19 protein-coding genes are annotated in these 19315 nt (G+C 72.6%); 9 read left to right on the top strand and 10 right to left on the bottom strand.

Translation table 11 applies throughout. From position 1 onward, the window contains the following. Positions 1-163: 163 nt before the first annotated feature. From FXF65_RS24120 to FXF65_RS45950, 5 genes are all read right to left on the bottom strand, one after another. Positions 164-937, bottom strand: a complete 774-nt coding sequence (locus FXF65_RS24120; RefSeq protein ID WP_148352285.1) for an SGNH/GDSL hydrolase family protein — start codon at positions 935-937, stop codon at positions 164-166. A gap of 112 nt (positions 938-1049) precedes the next feature. After that, positions 1050-1679 (bottom strand): GTP-binding protein, encoded by a 630-nt coding sequence (locus tag FXF65_RS24125; protein WP_246199084.1) that lies wholly within the window; start codon positions 1677-1679, stop codon positions 1050-1052. A gap of 34 nt (positions 1680-1713) precedes the next feature. Then, positions 1714-2178, bottom strand: a complete 465-nt coding sequence (locus tag FXF65_RS24130) for a DUF742 domain-containing protein (protein ID WP_148352286.1) — start codon at positions 2176-2178, stop codon at positions 1714-1716. Positions 2179-2208: 30 nt separating this feature from the next. After that, positions 2209-2661 (bottom strand): roadblock/LC7 domain-containing protein, encoded by a 453-nt coding sequence (locus FXF65_RS24135; RefSeq protein ID WP_148352287.1) that lies wholly within the window; start codon positions 2659-2661, stop codon positions 2209-2211. Then, positions 2658-5951, bottom strand: a complete 3294-nt coding sequence (locus FXF65_RS45950; RefSeq protein WP_187412477.1) for a nitrate- and nitrite sensing domain-containing protein — start codon at positions 5949-5951, stop codon at positions 2658-2660. Before FXF65_RS45950 ends, FXF65_RS24135 begins: the two co-directional genes overlap by 4 nt. Positions 5952-6721: 770 nt before the next feature. Here FXF65_RS45950 and FXF65_RS24145 point away from each other — a divergent pair. From FXF65_RS24145 to FXF65_RS24170, 6 genes are all read left to right on the top strand, one after another. After that, positions 6722-7702, top strand: a complete 981-nt coding sequence (locus FXF65_RS24145; RefSeq protein WP_148352289.1) for an ABC transporter substrate-binding protein — start codon at positions 6722-6724, stop codon at positions 7700-7702. Positions 7703-7838: 136 nt separating this feature from the next. Further along, entirely contained in the window at positions 7839-8531 is a 693-nt protein-coding gene (locus FXF65_RS24150) for an ABC transporter permease (protein WP_246199050.1), read from the top strand. Further along, entirely contained in the window at positions 8528-9382 is an 855-nt protein-coding gene (locus FXF65_RS24155) for an ABC transporter permease (protein WP_148352291.1), read from the top strand. The genes FXF65_RS24150 and FXF65_RS24155 overlap by 4 nt, the downstream gene beginning before the upstream one ends. Before the next feature lie 47 nt (positions 9383-9429). Continuing rightward, positions 9430-11037 carry a benzoylformate decarboxylase gene (gene mdlC, locus FXF65_RS24160; RefSeq protein WP_148352292.1) on the top strand — a complete coding sequence of 536 codons (1608 nt, stop codon included), beginning with the start codon at positions 9430-9432 and terminating at the stop codon, positions 11035-11037. A gap of 96 nt (positions 11038-11133) precedes the next feature. Beyond that, complete coding sequence (locus tag FXF65_RS24165) at positions 11134-11958, top strand: ABC transporter ATP-binding protein (protein WP_246199051.1); 825 nt, start codon at positions 11134-11136, stop codon at positions 11956-11958. A gap of 42 nt (positions 11959-12000) precedes the next feature. Then, complete coding sequence (locus FXF65_RS24170) at positions 12001-13266, top strand: flavin-dependent oxidoreductase (RefSeq protein ID WP_148352293.1); 1266 nt, start codon at positions 12001-12003, stop codon at positions 13264-13266. Here the strand turns inward: FXF65_RS24170 and FXF65_RS24175 are convergent. Further along, positions 13256-13870, bottom strand: a complete 615-nt coding sequence (locus FXF65_RS24175; RefSeq protein WP_246199053.1) for a TetR/AcrR family transcriptional regulator — start codon at positions 13868-13870, stop codon at positions 13256-13258. The two genes, FXF65_RS24170 and FXF65_RS24175, sit on opposite strands and share 11 nt — an antisense overlap. Before the next feature lie 115 nt (positions 13871-13985). On the opposite strand from FXF65_RS24175, the gene FXF65_RS24180 reads away from it, so the two are divergent. Then, positions 13986-15371 carry an MFS transporter gene (locus FXF65_RS24180; protein ID WP_222868714.1) on the top strand — a complete coding sequence of 462 codons (1386 nt, stop codon included), beginning with the start codon at positions 13986-13988 and terminating at the stop codon, positions 15369-15371. 10 nt (positions 15372-15381) lie between these two features. Next, positions 15382-16092: an SGNH/GDSL hydrolase family protein gene (locus tag FXF65_RS24185; protein WP_148352296.1), complete on the top strand. Its 711-nt coding sequence runs from the start codon at positions 15382-15384 to the stop codon at positions 16090-16092. A gap of 133 nt (positions 16093-16225) precedes the next feature. Here the strand turns inward: FXF65_RS24185 and FXF65_RS24190 are convergent, their stop codons facing one another. From FXF65_RS24190 to FXF65_RS24205, 4 genes are all read right to left on the bottom strand, one after another. Next, the gene (locus FXF65_RS24190; protein WP_148352297.1) at positions 16226-16684 is read right to left on the bottom strand and encodes a hypothetical protein; all 459 of its coding nucleotides are present in this window, start codon (positions 16682-16684) and stop codon (positions 16226-16228) included. 330 nt (positions 16685-17014) lie between these two features. Next, on the bottom strand, positions 17015-17314 hold the full coding sequence (locus FXF65_RS24195; protein ID WP_148352298.1) for a hypothetical protein: 300 nt from the start codon (positions 17312-17314) through the stop codon (positions 17015-17017). Further along, positions 17311-17772: a hypothetical protein gene (locus FXF65_RS24200; RefSeq protein ID WP_148352299.1), complete on the bottom strand. Its 462-nt coding sequence runs from the start codon at positions 17770-17772 to the stop codon at positions 17311-17313. Before FXF65_RS24200 ends, FXF65_RS24195 begins: the two co-directional genes overlap by 4 nt. A 214-nt stretch (positions 17773-17986) precedes the next feature. Next, positions 17987-18175: a hypothetical protein gene (locus FXF65_RS24205; RefSeq protein WP_148352300.1), complete on the bottom strand. Its 189-nt coding sequence runs from the start codon at positions 18173-18175 to the stop codon at positions 17987-17989. A gap of 105 nt (positions 18176-18280) precedes the next feature. On the opposite strand from FXF65_RS24205, the gene FXF65_RS24210 reads away from it, so the two are divergent. Then, positions 18281-19309, top strand: coding sequence for a hypothetical protein (locus FXF65_RS24210; RefSeq protein WP_148352301.1), 1029 nt, complete (start codon positions 18281-18283; stop codon positions 19307-19309). Positions 19310-19315 lie beyond the last annotated feature (6 nt).

Below are 19315 nucleotides of genomic sequence, written 5' to 3' on the forward strand. Positions count from 1 at the left end.
GGTCGGGCGGCCGGAGGCGCCCCAGCGCCGGAGGCCGCCCGACCCGCCGAGCCGGTCGACCGCAGCGCCACGCACAAACCCGCACGGTCACAACAACCGGCACGGTGGCGTGAGGATCGACCGGCTCGCAACGGGGGGTTCCAGGGGGGTCGTCCCCCCTGGGCTACAGGGGCGTAGCCGTCGGCCTCTTCGGTGCCCGCCCGTCACCCGTGGAGCGGCCGGTGGCGCGGCGGCCGATCCAGGGGAGGAGGTAGGTGCGGGCCCAGCGGACGTCCTCGCGGCGGAGGGTGAGCCAGTCGGCGGGGTCGGCGGGGGGCCAGGGGGCGCGCCAGTCGTCGTCGCCGGGGGCGCCGACGACGTCGGCGACGAGGAGGGCCATGCGGCGGTGGCCTTCGGGTGAGAGGTGGAGGCGGTCCTCGGACCAGGCGCGGGGGTCGTTGAAGACGCGGAGGGGCCACAGGTCGACGACGGTGCAGCCGCGCCGGTCGGCGATGGCGCGCAGGTGCATGTTGTAGGTGGCGGCCCGGCCGCGGATGCGGCCGCCGGTGCGGAGGCCGCGGGTGTCGAAGCCGGTGAAGACGACAACGTCGGCGCCGGCGGCGCGGAGTCTGCGGACGGCGTCGTCGAAGACGACGGCGAGCGCGTCGGGGTCGGCGCCGGGGCGGATCATGTCGTTGCCGCCGGCGCAGAACGTGACGAGGTCGGGCGCGAGGTCGACGGCGAGGGGGACCTGGTCGTCGACGATCTGCCGGACGAGTTTCCCGCGCACGGCGAGGTTGGCGTAGCGGAGGCCGGGGTGGCGCGCGGAGAGGTGTTCGGCGAGGCGGTCGGCCCAGCCGCGGAAGCGGTCGTGCCCGCCGGGGTAGGGGTCGTCCAGGCCCTCGGTGAAGCTGTCGCCGATGGCCACGTACGTCCTGATCCGCCTCATTTCATGCATCGCAACCCCCAACACCGGTTCATGGTAGATCACGTAGATCATGCATCGTGCACACGACTTACGCGACCGCATTCCGGCCGGGTCGGGGGCGCTGGGCGTCAGCCGCCGGGCGTCAGGTCCAGCTCGGCGACGTCGTCCCCGGCTGGATGCCCGGCGGCTGCGCGCCGGGTCCGGCGGGCGGCGCGGACGCGGCGGCGGGGGTCGTGGCGTGCACCGTCATCGCGTGCTGGACGAGCGTGATCAGCACCTGCTTCGTGGACTCGCGGCTCCGCGCGTCGCACTGCACGATCGGCACGTGCGCGCTGATCGACAGGGCGTCGCGGATGTCCTCGACGGCGTACTGGAACTCGCCGTGGAACCCGTTGACGCCGACCACGAACGGCAGGCCGAGCTCCTCGAAGTAGTCCACGGCGGCGAAGCAGTCCTCCAGCCGGCGGGTGTCGACGAGGACGACGGCGCCGATCGCGCCGCGGACCAGGTCGTCCCACATGAACCAGAAGCGGTGCTGGCCCGGCGTGCCGAACAGGTACAGGATCAGCTCGCTGTCGAGCGACACGCGCCCGAAGTCCATCGCGACGGTGGTGGTCGTCTTGTCCGGGACGGCGGACAGGTCGTCCACGTCGGCGCTCGCGGCGGTCATCACCGCCTCGGTGGTGAGCGGCATGATCTCCGAGACGGAGCCGACGAACGTGGTCTTGCCGACGCCGAAGCCGCCGCCGACGACGATCTTGACCGAGGTCAGCTCGGCCTCGCCGCCGGGCGGGCCCGGGATCTGGTCAGAGCTTCCGAAGGCCACTGAGCACCCTTTCTAGCAAGCGAAGGTCCGGCTGTCCGCCGGTGGTGGTGGCGGGCTGGGACTGGTGCAGCCGCAGCAGCCCCTCGACGGCCATGTCGGCGATGAGGACCCGCGCGACGCCGAGCGGCAGGCGCAGCAGGGCGGAGACCTCGGCCACCGAGCGGGCGGACCGGCACAGGTCCATGATCGCCCGGTACTCCGGGGTCAGCACGGCCACGTCCCGCGGCGGGTACGGCGCGGCGGTGACCAGGGCCTCGATGGCCAGGTCGTAGCGCGGCTTGGTCCGGCCGCCGGTCACCGCGTAGGGGCGCACCAGCGACGAGCTCGCGCCCGGGTCATCGTCGCGCTCGGGCGGACGTCCCTGCGCCGGCGTCCTCCCCTGGGGGTCGCCCGGCCAGCGTCCGGGCCCTCCGGGACCGCCTCCGAAGGGACTGCCTCGATCCATGTCGCCGACCTCCGGCCTAGTCAGTCACGATCAGTAGCGGGCGGGCCCGGCGCCCAGCTCGGTCACGGGAGGCCCCGAGAACGGCGGCTGCTGCTGGTCCTGGGCGCGCAGCGCGGGCGTGAGCACCCGGCCGACGCGCTCCACCAGGAGCGTCATCTCGTAGGCGACGAGGCCGAGGTCGCAGTCCGGCGCGGCCAGCACCGCGAACACCGACCCGTTCGTGATGGACATGACGAACAGCAGCCCGCGGTCCATCTCGACGACGGTCTGGTTCACGCCCCCCGCGTCGAAGATCTTCGCCGCGCCCTGGGTCAGGCTCATCAGCCCCGAGGCGATCGCCGACAGCTGGTCCGCCCGCTCGGGCGGGAAGCCCGACGAGTAGGCCATCGGCAGGCCGTCCGAGGAGACCACGACGGCGTGCGCGACCTTCGCGACACGGTCGGCGAAGTTCGTCACCAACCAGTTGAGATCCTGCCCGCTCACCGGGTGCCTCCTGTCTCGTCGTCGCGCTGCGACGGCGCCTCACCTGACGTGCCTGTATCGCGGATCTCGTGGCGCCCGCGGTGGACGCCCCGCTGGAGACTCGCGAAACGGTTGCGTACGACGTCGGCCGTCTGGCCGTGACTCTGGCGGGCCTGGGCGGGCTGCCCCTGCGCGGGCGCCTCCCGCTCGGCCGCCCCCGGCGGCGGTTCCGGCGGCGGCTGCACGGCGGCCGGCGCCGCCGCGTGCCCGACCGCGCCGGGAATGCGGTTCTTACCGGGCACCCGCTTCGGGAGCCCGACGCTGGTACGGCTCGCCGCCACCGGCCGGCGGGCGGCCTCGGCGGCCCGGAACCCGGCGTCCGCCGGGGACTCCCAGCCGCGCACCGGGTCCTCGCCGGACCCGGCGTCGGCCGACCGGCGCTGGAACCACTCCGACTGCATCGCGTCGAAGATCGGCGAGCGTTCGGGGAGGCGGTGCGGCTGCTTCGGCTCGGGCGGCGCCTGCGGCGGGGCGGGCGCCGGGGGTTCCGGCGCGGCGCTCGCCGGCGGGGCGGGCGGGGCCGGGACGGGGCGCTCCCCCGTCCGCTCGGCGGCGTCCGTCCACCGGGTGCCGTGCGCCCCGGTCTGCCGTCCGGCCCGCGGGTCGGGCGGCGAACCGGTCTGCGGGGTGTCGCCGAACGGGCTCTGCTCGGCGCCGACCTGGTCCAGCGGCCCGGTCTCCCAGGGGATCTGCCGCCCGGAGCCGGGGTCCGGCACGATCGGCTGCGCCTCCGGGACGACCGACTGCGGCCCGGTCCGGCCCATGTCGGGACGGTGGCCGCCGGGACTGTGGCCGCCGGGACGGTGGACGCCGTTGGACCCGGTGTCGTCCCGCCGCTCGCTGCGCGGCTGGAACAGTCCGTTCGGTCCGTCGTCGGGCGGGTTCGCGGCCGCCCCGCCGCCGGGCAGGTGCGCGCCCGGCCGCCGGACGGGCAGCTCGCCCGGCCGCCGCGGCGGACGCCGGTCGCCCGGCTGGTAGGGGTCGTCGGCGGGCGGGACGGCGGGCTGCGGCCCGGTGCCCGGCACTGTCGGATGCGCCCCGGTCCCGGTGGGAATGGGGCCGGTCGGGATCGGGCCGGTTCCGGTCGGGATCGGGCCGGTCTCGTTCAGGGCGGGCTGGGGGCCGGTGCCGCGCCGGATCGGGCGCAGCGGCCCGGTGCCGCCGACCATGGGGTGCGAGCCGGTCCCGCCGGTCAGCGGACCGGTCGGCGGCCCGACCGGGCCGCGCTCGCCGGGCTGCTGGAACGCGCCGCTCGCGCCGAGCGCGGGCGGCTCGGGCGAGGTGGTGAGCGCGGCGAGCTGGCCGTGCGCGCCCGCCTCGCGCGGGCCGAGGCCGCGGGTGCCGATCCCGGCGGTGTCGCCGGGGGTGATCACGGCGTCCGGCAGGACCACGAACGCGGTGAGCCCGCCGCCCTGCGCGGCGCGCAGCTCCACCCGGATCCCGTGCCGGACGGCGAGGCGGCCGACCACGAACAGGCCCATGCGGCGGGCCGCGGAGAAGTCGATGACGGGCGGGTTCGCGAGCCGCCAGTTCGCCTGCTCCAGGTCCTCGGTCGACATCCCGACGCCGTTGTCGGTGATCTGCAGCATGGCGCCGCCGCCGCTGAGCGTCTGTCCGGAGACGGTCACCTTGGTGTGCTCGGACGAGAACACCGTCGCGTTCTCCACCAGCTCGGCCAGCAGGTGGACGAGGTCGTTGACGACGGGTCCGGCGACCGTCATGTCGCCTTGAACCCGGAGCGCCACCCGCTCGTACTGCTCCACCTCGGACAGCGACGCGCGGACGACGTCGATGAGCGGGACGGCCTGGTTCCAGCGCCGCACCTGCTCCTGCCCTCCGAGGACGAGGAGGTTCTCGCAGTTGCGGCGCATGCGGGTGGCGAGGTGGTCGAGGCGGAACAGGTTGCCGAGCTGCTCCTCGTCCCGCTCGCTCTGCTCCAGTTCCTCGATCAGGCGGAGCTGCCGCTCGATCAGGGACTGGCTGCGGCGGGAGAGGTTGACGAACATCGCGTTGATGTTGCCGCGCAGGACGGCCTCGTCGGCCGCGAGCCGCACCGCCTCGCGGTGAACCTCGTCGAAGGCGCGGGCGACCTGGCCGATCTCGTCGGTGGAGTCCACCTCGATCGGCTGCACCTCGATGCCGCCCGCGGCGGCCTCCGGGTCTCGCAGCCGGTCGACCAGTCCGGGCAGCCGGGTGCCGGCGATCTCCAGCGCGCCGGACTGCAGCCGGCGCAGCGGCCGCACCAGCGAGCGGGCCATCAGGATCGTGACCAGCAGGACGGCGGCGAGCAGCACCGCGACGATGATCGAGTCGGTGATGGTGGAGGTCCGGGCGGCGGCGCCCTGGTCGTCGCTGCGCACCTTGATGTCGCTCGCGAGCCGCTCCTCGACCAGCCGCATCTTCCCGATCATGTCGGTCATGGAGTCGCGGATCACGGCGGCGGAGCGGGCGGTGCCGAGCGAGGGGGGCAGGTTCCCGCCGGACGCGCCGACGCCCGCGATCACGCGCTGGCGCACCTCGCGGGCCTGGTCGACCTTGGGGCCGACGACGGTGTCCTCGAAGAGCTGGATCTGGTCGAGCCGCGCCGAGTCGCGGAAGGCCGCGAGCTGGCTGTCCTCCTGGGAGCGGGCCGCGGTGAGCTCCTGCAGCTCGTCGGCGGCCAGTTGGTGCGAGCGCGCGCCGATGAGCAGCACCGCCCGCTCGCGGGACACCGCCTCCTTGGCGCGGGCGAGCGCGCCGAGCGCCCGGCTGGACTCCGCGAGCCGGTCGTCGGCGACGTTCTGCGCGAGGCCGTCCAGGATGGCGACGAGCTCGTCGGTGGCCTCGGTGTACTTCTGCAGGACGGTGAAGGCCGGCACCTTGGTGCCGGTGACGAGGGAGCGCAGCGCCTTCACGCCGTCGAGCCGGTTCAGCACGGTGCGCGCGTCGCGCACGGCCTCCGTTCCGTAGGACCCGTTGATCACGCCGGCGGCGGCGCGCACCGGCTCGATCTGGGCGTCGGTCTTGCGCTGCTGGCCCTCCAGCTCGGGCAGGAGGGCGGCGGCGCGGTTGGTCGCGCTGTACTCGACCGCGAGGTCGCGCTCCGCCGTGAACTGCTGGACGAAGCGGGTGATCCCGTCGCCCATCTCCGCCATGCGCTCGACCCGGCCGTACGCCTCCGCCTCGCTGAGGGAGCTGGAGATGCGCACCCCGGCCAGCGCGACGGCGGCGACCGTCGGAACCAGGATCAGGACGATGAGCCGCTGGGGCACCCGCCAGTTCCGCAGGCTCAGCCTGCTGCCCGACCGTGTCGGTCGTCCCGACTGCGTCCCGACGTTACCGGGTCGAGGACCGTCGCGACCTTCGTCGCTTGGTTGCATCCGCCGTTAACACCCTCTCCACGATGTCGCACTCTCCGTGGCTACACGGACGCGAAGGGTAATTGCGACATCTTCTTCACCCTCGGCGCACGACATTGCAGCACATCCACGGATAGGCCGCAAAGGACCATAGGCCAGCCGATATTGACCAATGCCATGATCGTGACTTCATGCCCGTATGTCCGATTTACTGAGTACGGGCGATCACGCTCCGCAGTTGAACCCAAGGTGATCGGAAACTCTCACAACGTAACAGGCGCTGCTCGACCCGACCCGTCCCCCGAACGGCGGAAACCGGTTCCGCGCCAGATGGCGCGAGGGCCGTGACTCTGCGGAGCAGCGCGGCGCTGCACCGTCACCTGCGCCGACGAAAGCCCGCGAAGCCCACCGAAGTCGAACGAGAGGCCAATGAAACAAAACAGCGCGAGCGTCTTATCGAGCGCCACTCGGCTTCGCGCGCACGCGGTCCTGGCACTCTCCCAGGACACAAGACAGTCACACAATTCGGAGCCAAACCACCCAAGTCACCCAGTACGCGATACTCTCCGGTCGCACGTGATCTTCAGGCGTCCGGCGTGGTGGCTACAGTCGTTCCCTTGGCTCGCATGTCCCGGCCGACAGCCCTGCCGATACAACTTCCCCCGTGAGTTTAAGGAGTGCCCATGCGGCAATCCCTCCGTCTCTCAGCGCTGGTGAGCGCTGCCGCCCTCCTCCTGTCCACCGCCGTCGGCTGCGGAGACTCGGACGACTCCTCCGGTAGCGGCGGCCTTGAGAAGGACACCGTGACGGTGGCCGCGCTGCCCATCGCCGACGACGCGGCGGTCTACATCGCCCAGAAGGAGAAGCTCTTCGAGAAGGAGGGGCTGAAGGTCGAGATCAAGCCCGTCCAGCAGAGCATCGCGGCCATTCCCGCACTGGTCAAAGGCGACGTCAACGTGATCGCCGGCGGCAACTACGTGTCCTTCCTGCAGGCCGACGCGAAGGGCACGCTCAAGCTGAGCGTGCTGGCCGAGGGCGCGTCGCTGACGTCCCACATGATGGACGTCCTCGTCATGCCGAACTCGAAGATCCGCACCCTCAAGGACCTTGAGGGCAAGACGGTCGCGGTCAACCTTCTGAACAACATCCAGTCCCTGACGCTGAACGCGATCCTCAAGGCGAACAACGTCGACGCCTCGAAGGTCTCCTACCGCGCCGTGCCGTTCCCGCAGATGGCGACCGCGCTCCAGAAGGGCGACGTCGACGCCATCCACGCGGTCGAGCCGTTCACCTCCGGCGCCGAGAAGTCCCTCGGCGCGCGGGTGGCCGTCGACGCGGGCTCGGAGCCGGTGACCAACACCCCGATCGCCGGCTACCTCAGCACGCAGGACTTCGTGAAGGACAACCCGAAGACCGCCGCCGCGTTCCAGCGCGCGATCTTCAAGGCGCAGGAGATCGCCAGCAGCGACCGCAAGCGCGTCGAGCAGGTGCTGCCCACCTACACCAAGATCGACGCGAAGGTCGCGGGCGTCATCACGCTCCCCGGCTACCCGAGCTCCCTCAACACCACGAGGATGCAGCGGGTCGTGGACCTCATGATCTCGGCGGGCCTGCTCAAGGAGAAGCCCGACCTGAAGACCATCCTGTTCCAGCCGGCGTCCTGACGCGAGGCGCAGGCGATTCATGTCCGACAAGACGACGCCGCCCCGCGGCCTCTCTCGTCCAGGAAAATGGGCGCGCGGGGCCGCAGGGGTGGCGGTCCTGTTCCTGGCGAGCGAGGCGCTCGGTAGAGCCGGGATAGTGGACCGTTCCTTTCTGCCTCCCGCGTCGAGCGTCACCGCCCGCGCCGTCGAACTGTTCGGCGACTCCGACTTCCTGTCCAACGTGCGCGTCACGCTCACCGCGTGGGCGCTCGGGCTCGCCATCGCCGTCGCGATCGCGGTGCCGCTCGGGCTGCTGCTCGGCAGCGTCCCGGCGGTCAACACCGCGGTCCGGGCGATCGTGGAGTTCCTGCGGCCGATCCCGTCGGTCGCGCTGATCCCGCTCGCCGGGCTGATCCTCGGCTCCGGGCTGAACATGGAGGTGCCGCTCATCGTCTACGCGTGCTGCTGGCCGATCCTGTTCAACACGATGTACGGGCTGCACGACGTCGACCCCCTCGCCAAGGAGACGTTGCGCTCGTTCGGCTTCAACCGCATGCAGGTCCTCATCCGGGTCTCGCTGCGCAGCGCGGCCCCCTTCATCGCGACCGGGGTGCGGCTGTCGGCGTCCGTCGCGCTGATCCTCGCCGTCGGGACGGAGATCCTGTCCGGCTTCGGGGACGGCCTCGGCATGTTCATCGCCCAGGCCGGGACGGTCCCCGAGGGCACCCGCGACGTGCTCGCCGGCACCGTCTGGGCGGGCTGCATCGGACTGATCATCGACACCGTGCTGGTGCAGGCCGAGAACCGCGCGTTCCGGTGGCACCTGGCGCAGAGGAGTGGTGCGTCATGACGGCCGCCGCCGTGACCACCCGGCGTCCCGCGTGGCGGCCCGGCGCCCTCGCCTGGCGCCTCGTCCGCGGCCTCGCGCACCGGCTGCTCCCCCTCGCCGTCCTCATCGCGGCCTGGGAGGTGGCGACGCGCGTCGCCGAGAGCCCGTTCTTCCCGCCGCCGTCGGACATCGTCCCGCGGATGCGGGACATGTGGTTCGCCGGACCCGCGAGCCACCTGTTCTTCAGCGGCGGCGCGCGCGACTCGATGGCGCCGAGCCTCGCCCGGATGACGGTCGCGCTGGTGCTGTCCGCGGTGGTCGGGATCGTCCTCGGGCTGGCGCTCGGGCGCTCGGAGCGCGCCCTCGCCTACCTGGAGCCCGTGCTGCAGTTCGCGCGGGTGATCCCGCCGCCGACGCTGGTACCGGTGTTCGTCGCCCTGATGCACCTCGGCACGCAGATGCAGATCACGTCGATCGTCTTCGGCGCGGTGTGGCCGATCCTGCTCAACACCGCCGACGGCGCGCGCAGCGTGGACGCGACGCAGATGCAGACGGCCGAGGCGTTCCGGCTGTCCGGGCCGCAGCGGATCCGGTACCTGATCATCCCGTCCGCGCTGCCGAAGATCTTCGCGGGGCTGCGGCTCGCGCTGTCGCTGTCGCTGATCCTGATGGTCTTCTCCGAGCTGCTGCCCGGCACGGCCGACGGGCTCGGCTTCGAGCTGACGAACGCGCAGAGCCAGTCCGACATGCTCACGATCTGGGCGGTGATCGTGCTGCTCGGCGTCCTCGGCTACCTGTTCAACACGATCCTCCTCGCGGTGGAGCGGCGCGTGCTCTCCTGGCACCGCGGGGCACGGAAGGCGAACTCATGACGGAGGCGAATTCATGACCAGGGCGGATTCATGACCGGGGCGGATTCATGACGGCGGAGTTCACGGTCCGGGACGCGGTGTTCGACTTCTGCCGGCGGGCCGGGATGACCACCGTCTTCGGCAACCCCGGCTCCACCGAGCTGCGGATGCTCCGCGACTTCCCCGCGGACTTCGAGTACGTGCTCGGGCTGCAGGAGCTCGTCGTGGTGGGCGCGGCGGCGGGCCACGCCCTCGGCACCGGCGGCGCGGCCCTCGTCAACCTGCACTCCGCGGGCGGCGTCGGGCACGCGCTCGGCGGCGTCTTCAACGCCTACCGGGACCGGATCCCGCTGGTCATCGTCGCGGGCCAGCAGACGCGGGCGATGCTGCCGACGCGGCCGTTCCTCGGCGCGGAGGAGCCCGCCCAGTTCCCGCGGCCGTACGTGAAGTGGAGCAGGCAGCCCGAGCGGGCGGAGGACGTGCCCGCCGCGTTCGCCGAGGCGTACCGCGTCGCGATGACGCCGCCGCGCGGGCCGGTGTTCCTGTCCGTGCCGGAGGACGACTGGGACCGTCCGGCCGAGCCCGTCCCGCACCGCGAGATCCGGGCCGGGTTCGCCGCCGACCCCGCCGCGCTGCGCGAGACGGCGGACGCGCTGAACGGCGCCGCGAACCCCGTCATCGTCGTCGGCTCCGGCGTCGAGGACGAGAACGTCAGCCACCTGGTGGTGAACCTCGCCGAGCGGACGGGCGCGCCCGTGTGGATCAGCCCGCTGTCCGGCCGGTCCGGCTTCCCTGAGGACCACGCGCTGTTCAAGGGGTTCCTGCCGCCCGTCCGGAACCGGCTCGTCGCGGCGCTGGAGGGGCACGACGTCGTGCTCGTGCTGGGCGCGCCCGTGTTCAACTACCACGTGCACACGGAGGGGCCGTTCATCCCCGAGGGCACGCGGCTGTTCCTGTTCGACTGCGATCCCACGCTGACCGCGTGGGCGCCGGTCGGGACGAGCGTTCTCACCACTCTCCAGGCGGGGCTGTCCGGGCTGCTGGACCTGGTCGACAAGGCCGACCGTCCGATGCCCGAGCCGCGGCCCGAGCTCGCGCGGCCGCAGCGGACCGACCCGATCGACGCGGCCCTGGTCGTGGAGGCGCTGCGAGAGCGGATGCCCGCGGACGCGGTCCTGGTGGAGGAGATCCCGAGCCACCGGGACATGTTCCACGCGCGGTTCCCGATCACACGGCCTGGAACGTTCCTGACCATGGGCAGCGGCGTGCTCGGCTGGAGCCTGCCGATGGGCGTCGGACGCGCGCTCGCCGGGTCCGGGGAGCGGATCGTGTGCGTCCTCGGCGACGGCGCGATCATGTACTCGGTCCAGGCGCTCTGGACGGCCGCGCGGCACCGGCTGCCGATGACGGTGATCGTCATGAACAACGGCGGCTACGGGGCGGTGCGGGCGCTCGGCCGCCGGATCGGCATGGACGGCGTCGTCGGCGCGGACATCGCGGGCATCGACTACGCGACCGTCGCGCGCGGGCTCGGCGTCCCGGGGCGGACCGTCACGTCCGCCGCCGACCTCGACGCCGCGCTCGACGAGGCGTTCGCGCACGAGGGACCCTTCATCGTGGACGTCAGCGTCGCCGCCGACGAGGAGGCCATGTACTGGAGCGCAACCGAGCGATAATCATCGGAAATTCCTCCCATACCACTCATAGTTGATCTGTGGTGCGTTACGCTCCCCGCGCGGTGAACGATCATCCGTCGCCGGACTCCCCCGCCCATGGAGCGACCCCAGACGGAGAAGGCGAAGGAAATGCTCCAGATAACCGGCCTCACGCACTCCTACGCGGACGGCCACCGCGCGATCGACGGCCTCGACCTCACCGTCCCGGACGGGCAGCTCCTCAGCATCGTCGGGCCGTCCGGCTGCGGGAAGTCCACGCTGCTGCGCTGCATCGCCGGGCTGCTCCGCCCCACCTCCGGGACGCTCACCCTGAACGGCGCGCCGATCAACGGGGTGCCCGACGACCTCGCCGTGGTGTTCCAGGACTACAGCAGGTCCCTGTTCCCGTGGCTGACCGTCCGGGACAACGTGGCGCTGCCGCTGCGCCGCCGCGGCATGTCGCGGAAGGAGCGGCGCGCCGCCGCGCAGGAGGCGCTGGCGTCGGTGGGCCTGCCGGACGCCGGGCGCAAGTACCCGTGGCAGCTCTCGGGCGGCATGCAGCAGCGCGTGTCGATCGCGCGGGCGCTCGCCTACCGCCCGTCCCTCCTGCTGATGGACGAGCCGTTCGGCTCCGTCGACGCGCAGACCCGCGAGGACCTGGAGGACCTCGTCCTCCAGGTGCACCGGACGCAGAAGATCACGATCCTGCTCGTCACCCATGACATCGACGAGAGCGTGTACGTCGGCGACCGGGTCGTCGTGCTGAACCGGTCCCCCGCCCGCGTGCACGCCGACCTGCCCGTCGGGCTGCCGTCCGGCCGGGACCAGATCGAGACGCGGGGGCTGCCGCAGTTCGTCCAGCTCAGGGCCGAGGTCGGACGGCTCGTGCGGGGCGGCGCGAAGGTCCCCGGCGCGGCGCCCGCGAGCGGCGGCCGCGGCTAGACGGGCCGCGCCCAGGACAGGCTGGAACGAAGGGGGCGTTTCATGCGCGTTGTGGTCGTCGGCGCGGGGATCGGCGGGCTCACCGCCGCGCTGAGCCTGCACGAGGCGGGCGTGGACACGCTCGTCGTCGAGTCGTCGGCGCGGTTACGGCCGCTCGGCGTCGGCATCAACCTGCTGCCGCACGCCGTCCGGGAGCTGACCGAGCTGGGGCTCGGCGGCGCGCTGGCGGAGCTCGGCGTCCCGACCGCCGAGATGGTGCACTTCGACCGGCACGGCGGGCGGATCTGGGGCGAGCCGCGCGGCCGCGCACTCGGCTACGACTGGCCGCAGTACTCGATCCACCGGGGCGAGCTGCAGATGGCGCTGCTCGACGCGGTGCGGGAGCGGCTCGGCGCGGGCGCCGTCCGCGCGGGCACGCTGTTCGAGGGCTTCGAGCAGGACGCGGCGCGGGTGCGGGCGCGGCTGCTCGACCGCGCGTCCGGCACCGCCGGGACCGTCGACGCCGACGTGCTGGTCGGGGCGGACGGGCTGCACTCGGCCGTCCGCGCGCAACTGAACCCGGACGAGCCGCCGCCGCTGTGGAACGGCATCCGGATGTGGCGCGGCGTCACCGAGGGCGAGCCGTTCCTGTCCGGACGGACCCTCGCCGTCGCGGGCAGCAACGCCGCCAGCAAGATCGTCGTATACCCGATCTCCATCCAGGCCGAGCGCGCGGGACGCGCCCTGCTGAACTGGGTCGCCGAGGTCAAGCTCCCCTCCGGCACCCCGCTCGGCCAGACCGCCGACTGGAACCGCACGGGCCGCCTGGAGGACGTCCTCCCCCACTACGCGGACTGGACGTTCGACTGGCTCGACGTCCCGGCGATGCTGTCCCGCACGGCGGAGATCCTGGAGTACCCGATGGTCGACCGGGACCCGCTCGACCGCTGGACGTCCGGCCGCGTCACGCTCCTCGGCGACGCCGCCCACCCGATGTACCCGATCGGGTCGAACGGCGGGTCGCAGGCCGTGCTCGACGCGCGCCTCCTGGCGCATGAGCTGGTGAAGGCCGCCGATCCGGCGGAGGGGCTGCTCGGCTACGAGCGGGCGCGCCGCGAACCGGTCAACGCGATCGTGCTGGCCTGCCGCGACATGCCCGCGGACCGCGTCCTGCACGCCGTCGGCGAGCGCGCCCCGGACGGCTTCGACAGGATCGAGGACGTCCTGACCCCGGAGGAGCTGAGCACGATCACCGGGGCGTACCAGCGGACGTCGTTCTCCGACGCGGAGGCGCTGAACACGCGCCCGTCGTACTCCGTCAACCCCTAGCCGAGACGGCGGCGAGGCGCGCCTCGGCCGCGCGGGCGCCCCGGTCGAACTCGGACGGGTCGTCGAGCAGCAGCGCGTAGGCCGCTCCGGCGCGGAAGACGGCGTCCATCTCGAAGGCGAGTTGGGGGATGTCGGCGGACGCGTCGAGCTCGCCGAGCTCCCGCGCCTCGCGCAGGCAGCGCTCCAGGAAGCCGCGCCAGTCGCGCTGCGAGGCCGCGATCGCGTCGCGGACGCGGCCGGGCCGGGCGTCGAACTCGGCCATCGTCGAGTGGAAGAAGCAGCCGCCGGGGAAGACCGGCTCGCTCTCGTAGCGCCGCCACGCCGCGAGCAGCGCGCGGACGCGCCCGAGGCCGCCCGGCACGGCGAGCGCGGGCTCGACGACGTGCTCCCGGAACACCTCGACCGCCTTGCGGACGGTCGCGAGCTGCAGCTCCTCCTTGGAGCCGAAGTGCGTGAACACGCCGCTCTTGCTGATCCGCAGCTCGGTGGCGAGCCGTCCGATCGACAGGCCCTCCAGCCCCTCGGCGGACGCGATGTCGGCCGCGCGGGACAGGATGGCGGAGCGCGTCTGCGCGCCCTTGAGAAGCCGTCCGTCGGTGCTCACACCCAATAATCTGCACGACCGTTCGTGCAAAGTCAACGCGGCAAACCCCTTGACGGAAGGGCCTCCGACAGAAGAGTGTACGACCGTTCGTTTATTTTTCTTGGAGGCTCTTCCGATGTCGTCCGTCCAGACCGCCGCGGCGCCCGCCGCCGCCCGCGCACGGCGCGACGTCCCCTGGCTCGCCGCCGGGGCGACGTTCCTGGCCATGCTCGACGCCACGGTCGCGAACCTGGCCGTCCCCGACCTGCACGCCGACTTCCCGGCCGCCTCGCTGTCCGGGCTGACCTGGATGATCACGCTCTACGCGGTGCTGTTCGCCGCGCTGCTCGCGCCCGCCGGGCGGCTCGCCGACCTGGTCGGACGGCGGTCCCTCTACCAGTGGGGGGTCGGGCTGTTCACGCTGGCCTCGCTCGCCTGCGCGCTCGCGCCGACCGTGCCCGTGCTGCTCGGCACCCGCGCCGTCCAGGGCGCCGCCGCGGCCGCGATGATCCCCGCGTCGCTCGCGCTGCTGCTGCGCGACACCCCGCCCGAGCGCCGCGCGGGCGCCATCGGGCTGTGGAGCGCGGCGGGCGCGTTCGCCGCCGCGATCGGCCCGAGCCTCGGCGGCGTGCTCGTCGACCAGTTCGGCTGGCGGTCGCTGTTCGTCATCAACGTGCCGGTCGGCCTCGCGCTGCTCGCCGCCGCGCGCCGCCTGCCGCGCGCCGAGGCCGGCACGGGACGGCTGCCCGACCTGATCGGCACCGTCCTGCTCGGCGGGGGCGTCGGCGCCGCCGCGCTCGGCGTCACCCAGACCCGGGACTGGTCCTGGACGGACGCCCGCACCCTCGCCCTGCTGCTCGGCGGCGCCCTCCTCGTCGGGCTCGCGCTGTGGCGGTCGGCGCGGCACCCGGTGCCCGCGCTGGAGATCTCGCTGTGGCGCAGCCGCCAGTTCGCCCTCGCGAACGCCGCCTCGTTCCTCTACGGGACGGCCCTCTACTCCTGGCTCCTGCTCGGCGTCCTCTACCTGACCGACAAGTGGGACTACTCGGTGCTCAAGGCCGGCCTCGCCTCCACGCCCGGCGCGTTCACCGCCACCGCCGCCGCCGTGATCATGGGACGGCTGACCGGCCGCATCGGCGTCCGCCCGGCGGTGACCGGCGGCGCGCTGATCATGGTCGCGGGCGGCGTCTGGACGCTCGCCGCGCTGCCGTCCGAGCCGCACTTCGCCGCGTTCTGGCTGCCCGTCGGCCTGCTCGTCGGGACCGGCATGGGGATGGTCACCACCGGCACCGCGTCCGCCGCCGCGCTGTCGGTCGACCCGCTGCGGTTCGCCGGGGCCACCGGCCTCAACACGACGGCCCGCCAGCTCGGCGGCGCGCTCGGCATCGCCGTGCTCGCCGCGCTGCTCCCGGCCCAGGCCGCGCGCGGCGACTACACCGACGTCTACCTGTTCTGCACCCTCGCCTCGGCCGGCGCCGCCCTCGCCGGGCTCCCGCTGACCCTGCGGCGCACCGCGTCCTGAAGGAGTCGACATGCCCCTGTCCGGTACGAGCCTGTCCAGTACGAGCCTCTCCGAGTGGACGGACCCGGACGTCCTGCCCGCCGCCGAGGCCGCCGCGCTGCTCGCGGGCGCGCCCTGGACGCGGCTGGCGACGCTCGGGGACAGCGTCGCCGAAGGCGTCCGCGAACCCGTCCCCGGCTACCGCGACCTGTCGTGGGCCGACCGCGTCGAGGAGGCGCTGCGCGCCGTGACGCCGGGCCTCGCCGCGCTGAACCTCGGCCGCCGCGACCGCGTCGCCGCGCAGGTCGCGGCCGAGCAGCTCGGCCCCGCGCTCGATTTCGGGCCCGACCTCGCGATCGTCGCGGCGGGCGGGAACGACATGCTCCGCCCGCACTTCAACGCGGACGAGGTGCGGCGCGAGCTGACCTCGATCGTGTCGGCGCTCCGCACCACCGGCGCCGACGTCGTCACGATCGGCCTGTTCGACCTCACCGCCGCCGGGCTCGGCCCCGTCCGCTACCGCGAGGTCATGTCGGCCCGGACACGCCAGCTGAACGACATCGCCGCCGAGGTCGCCGCCGCGCACGACGCCTGCCACGTCGCCACCCCGTACGACCACCCGACCGCCGCCGACCCCGGCATCTACAGCACCGACCGCCTGCACCTCAACGCCCGCGGCCACGCGTTCGCCGCCGCGAACACCGTCCGCGCCCTGGCCACCCGCTACTTGGCGTCGGAGTAGAAACTCAACGGCTGGAGGAGTCCGGGTGGCGCCATGCGCGTAGGTGCCCGCACCCGGCAGCGGGTAGAGGGTCTGCGCCGAAGCCCCCTGACCCGAGCGCCGGGGCAGGGGGCATCACGCCGCGCGCCCGCGCTCAGACCGCGCTGACCCAGTGCGCCGCGATAGCGGTGCGCCCGTCGGCGTTGCTGAGGATGGAGGCGTTGTTGCCCTGCGAGCCGATGCCCTTGGCATAAAGGCTCACGACGTCGTTGACATCAAAGGCCACCAGGACGGTCTGCCCGGCGGTGGCCTGAAGGATCAGGTTCGCGGGGCCGCCGCCCCCGGCGAGGGCCTGACTGCCGTCGATGGGGCTCTGCCCCTTGTACAGGACGGTGCTCGCCCAGTAGTTGGTGTTCGCGGCGCCCGAATTGATCACAGAACGGGCCTGGTAGGCGACCTCCCACACCCCGGGGAAGGGAATCGTGATCGTCAGACCCGACGGGTAGACCTGCGCGTAAGAGGTCGTGAGGGCCTGGTTGATGTCGAGCGGACCGGTCTGAACCCACATCTTGGAGGGACCCTGTAGGGAAAGCGCCCTGGCCGGTGTCGTCATGCCACAACGCTAACCAGACATCACTGAGCGTGACAGAAACTCGGCCGCCCTACTCCTATCGCCGTTCCGGCAATTGACACACCACCGGCGTGGTCGACCGCCCCTTTCACCCACCCGACCCGCACGTCAGCGCGCCTCCTTTCTCAACTCCGCCTCGCCCTCCATCTCCGGCCGCTTCTCCGGGGTGCTGTAAACGCGGGCGTCGTACAACAAGTCCAACCGCCCGTAGGGCCGGGTCATCGATCTTCCTTCTCTCGTTCGTCGTCGGAAGGGCTGAAGGGGCGGCGCGGCCGGGACCGGGGGCGGGTCCCCCGGCGGCGCCGCCCTGGCTCAGCGGCGCGGTTCCCGCGCGACGTCGGGCGGCTGGGCATCGATCTTCTCGTCGGGCTCGGTGCGCCAGGCGCGTCCGGGCTCGGCCATCCGCGCGGCCAGTTCCTCGCCCGCGACGCGCAGGTCCTCGGCGATCCGGGACGAGACGCACGCCCAGGCCAACTCGCACCATCGCTCGTGCTCCACCACCCGCACGCCGTCCTGCTCGGAGACCGCGCGCCACGACCCGTCCGGCAGTTCGTACACCGCGAACCCGGGGATCTGCCGCTCAGCCTCACGCGCGTAGCGCGGGCCCCTCACCGCGCGTCCTCCTCGTCCTCCCCGACCCCGGCCTCGGCGCGCGGGAGCCGCAACAGCAGCAACGCCAACTCCCTCGGGTCGCTGCCGCGTACCTCGGTGAACGCGGCGGCGCGCTCGGCGTAGTCGACGTAGCTGCGTTGTCCGTGCCAGACCGGTTGCGTGTCGCACACCTCGAACGCCCACTCGGGAAACCACCTGCGCAAGGACGTCAGGTGCTCCATCCGCTCCGCGTACGGGAACGCCTCCTTGCCGGACGCCAACGCCGCGAGGTCAATGGCCTGGGACATCAGCCGCCCCAGGTAACCGGGGAGCTTGGCCTCGACGACCGAGTGCCCACCGATCCACTTCCCCGACGGCTCGCGGACGCCCAGCCACGGGACGGGCCTGCTCTCGACGTGCTCGATCCGCCAGCCCGGATTCTCGTCGCGAAGACGGGTCACCTTCTCAGATATCGTCATCGTCAGCCGGACCTCCGTTGTCCGGTCAGGCCCCGGAACACCTGGCGTTCGCCCGCCAGCCGGGGCCGTCTTCACGTCATGTGACGCCTTCCGCACACAACGACACCGCGTCCGGGGTTAGCGTGGAAGACGTTGCCTGTTGGCCGCCCGGCGTAGGCAACATCTGACCGACCCGGAACCGGGGTGAAACGGTGGGAAGCCAATGAGCGGCGAGTCATTCGGTCAGGCACTTCTCGAACTCATGGCCGAGCACGGCATCGGCGTCCGCGCCCTGGCCAGGCAGGTGCCGTGCAACCCCGGCACCATCTCCAAGCTCTGCCGGGACGAGCGGGGCACATCGGAAGGAATGGCCAAACGACTCGACGCGATCCTCGGTAGCGGCGACCGCCTCGTTGCCCTCCATGAGGCAACGGTCGCGGGGACAGGGGGCGCCGAGGGCGACATGTCCGCGATGCAGGGCGTTAGCGTGGGGTCATCGGCACCTTCGCAGGCAAGGGATGACGATGACGTGAAACGCCGCGCAGCACTTCAACTTCTGACCGCTCTCGGGATCAGCGCGGGGACCCTCGGCGCCGTGCCGCTCCGCCAGCTCGTGGACCTCGCCCTCACGGCCGAGCCCCGCAGGTTGGACGACTGGCACCTAGCGTGCGTCGACCACCTTCACGCGCTTCGCACCCGACCTGCCGCACAGGCCCGCGAAGACCTACTCGTCGATCTGCTCGCCCTGAACCGTCAACTCCGCACCGCCCCCGCCGTAGACCGGACCGAACTACGCAGGGTCGAGGCTGCATTAGCGATGCTCCACGCACACCTGCTGTCCCGGCTCGGCGACCACGGGGCCGCTCTCCGCTGGTGGCGGACCGCCCGCACCGCCGCCGACGCCTCCACCGACCTCGACCTACGGCTGATGGTCCGGTGTGAAGAGGCCGGGGTGGGGCTGTATGGGCAGCGCGACGCGGGGACGGTGCTGGCCCTCACTCACACGGCACAGCGGATCGCTGGAGACGGCCCGTCGTTCTGGAAGGCCGACCTGGCGGGGACCCGCGCCAAGGCTCTGACCATGCTCGGCCAGCACGACGAGGCGAACCGGGCGCTGACCAGTTTCGTCGGGTACGGCGGGCCGGACGCGCCGACCAGCATCCTGCCGACCCTGTGGGTTGACGACCAGGCGTACTTCGCCCAGAGCTGGGTGCACGCCGGGGCGGGCAACGAGGCGGCCGCCGACACGGCCCGCGACCTGGTGCTCAGCCACCCTGCCGCTCGCAGACAGGGCGGCGCGTCTCCCTACGCCGTCAACGTCCAGCTTCACGAGGCGCTGTGCACCATCGTGAAGGGCGGGACCGACCGGGGCGTGAGGCAGGCCACGACCGTCCTCGACACGCTCCCCGCCGACTACCGAACTCATCTGACCACCGAGACAGGTCACATGATCCTGCAGGCCATTCCCCACGCCCAGCGGCAACGCCCGGCCGTGCGCGACTTCCGCAACGTGCTCACCGCCACCGCGCCCAAGCCCGCGCTACCTCAAGGCACCTGACCGCAG

The organism is Actinomadura syzygii (genome assembly GCF_008085905.1).
Classification (GTDB): Bacteria; Actinomycetota; Actinomycetes; order Streptosporangiales; family Streptosporangiaceae; genus Spirillospora; species Spirillospora syzygii.

Coding starts and splice junctions, on each gene's coding strand:
- FXF65_RS24190 (WP_148352297.1), bottom strand. CDS start 16,684: ATGACGACACCGGCCAGGGCGCTTTCCCTACAGGGTCCCTCCAAGATG.
- FXF65_RS24200 (WP_148352299.1), bottom strand. CDS start 17,772: ATGACGATATCTGAGAAGGTGACCCGTCTTCGCGACGAGAATCCGGGC.
- FXF65_RS24155 (WP_148352291.1), top strand. CDS start 8,528: ATGACGGCCGCCGCCGTGACCACCCGGCGTCCCGCGTGGCGGCCCGGC.
- FXF65_RS24165 (WP_246199051.1), top strand. CDS start 11,134: ATGGAGCGACCCCAGACGGAGAAGGCGAAGGAAATGCTCCAGATAACC.
- mdlC (WP_148352292.1), top strand. CDS start 9,430: ATGACGGCGGAGTTCACGGTCCGGGACGCGGTGTTCGACTTCTGCCGG.
- FXF65_RS24180 (WP_222868714.1), top strand. CDS start 13,986: ATGTCGTCCGTCCAGACCGCCGCGGCGCCCGCCGCCGCCCGCGCACGG.
- FXF65_RS24170 (WP_148352293.1), top strand. CDS start 12,001: ATGCGCGTTGTGGTCGTCGGCGCGGGGATCGGCGGGCTCACCGCCGCG.
- FXF65_RS24120 (WP_148352285.1), bottom strand. CDS start 937: ATGCATGAAATGAGGCGGATCAGGACGTACGTGGCCATCGGCGACAGC.
- FXF65_RS24205 (WP_148352300.1), bottom strand. CDS start 18,175: ATGGAGGGCAACGAGGCGGTCGCCGCTACCGAGGATCGCGTCGAGTCG.
- FXF65_RS24145 (WP_148352289.1), top strand. CDS start 6,722: ATGCGGCAATCCCTCCGTCTCTCAGCGCTGGTGAGCGCTGCCGCCCTC.
- FXF65_RS24185 (WP_148352296.1), top strand. CDS start 15,382: ATGCCCCTGTCCGGTACGAGCCTGTCCAGTACGAGCCTCTCCGAGTGG.
- FXF65_RS24130 (WP_148352286.1), bottom strand. CDS start 2,178: ATGGATCGAGGCAGTCCCTTCGGAGGCGGTCCCGGAGGGCCCGGACGC.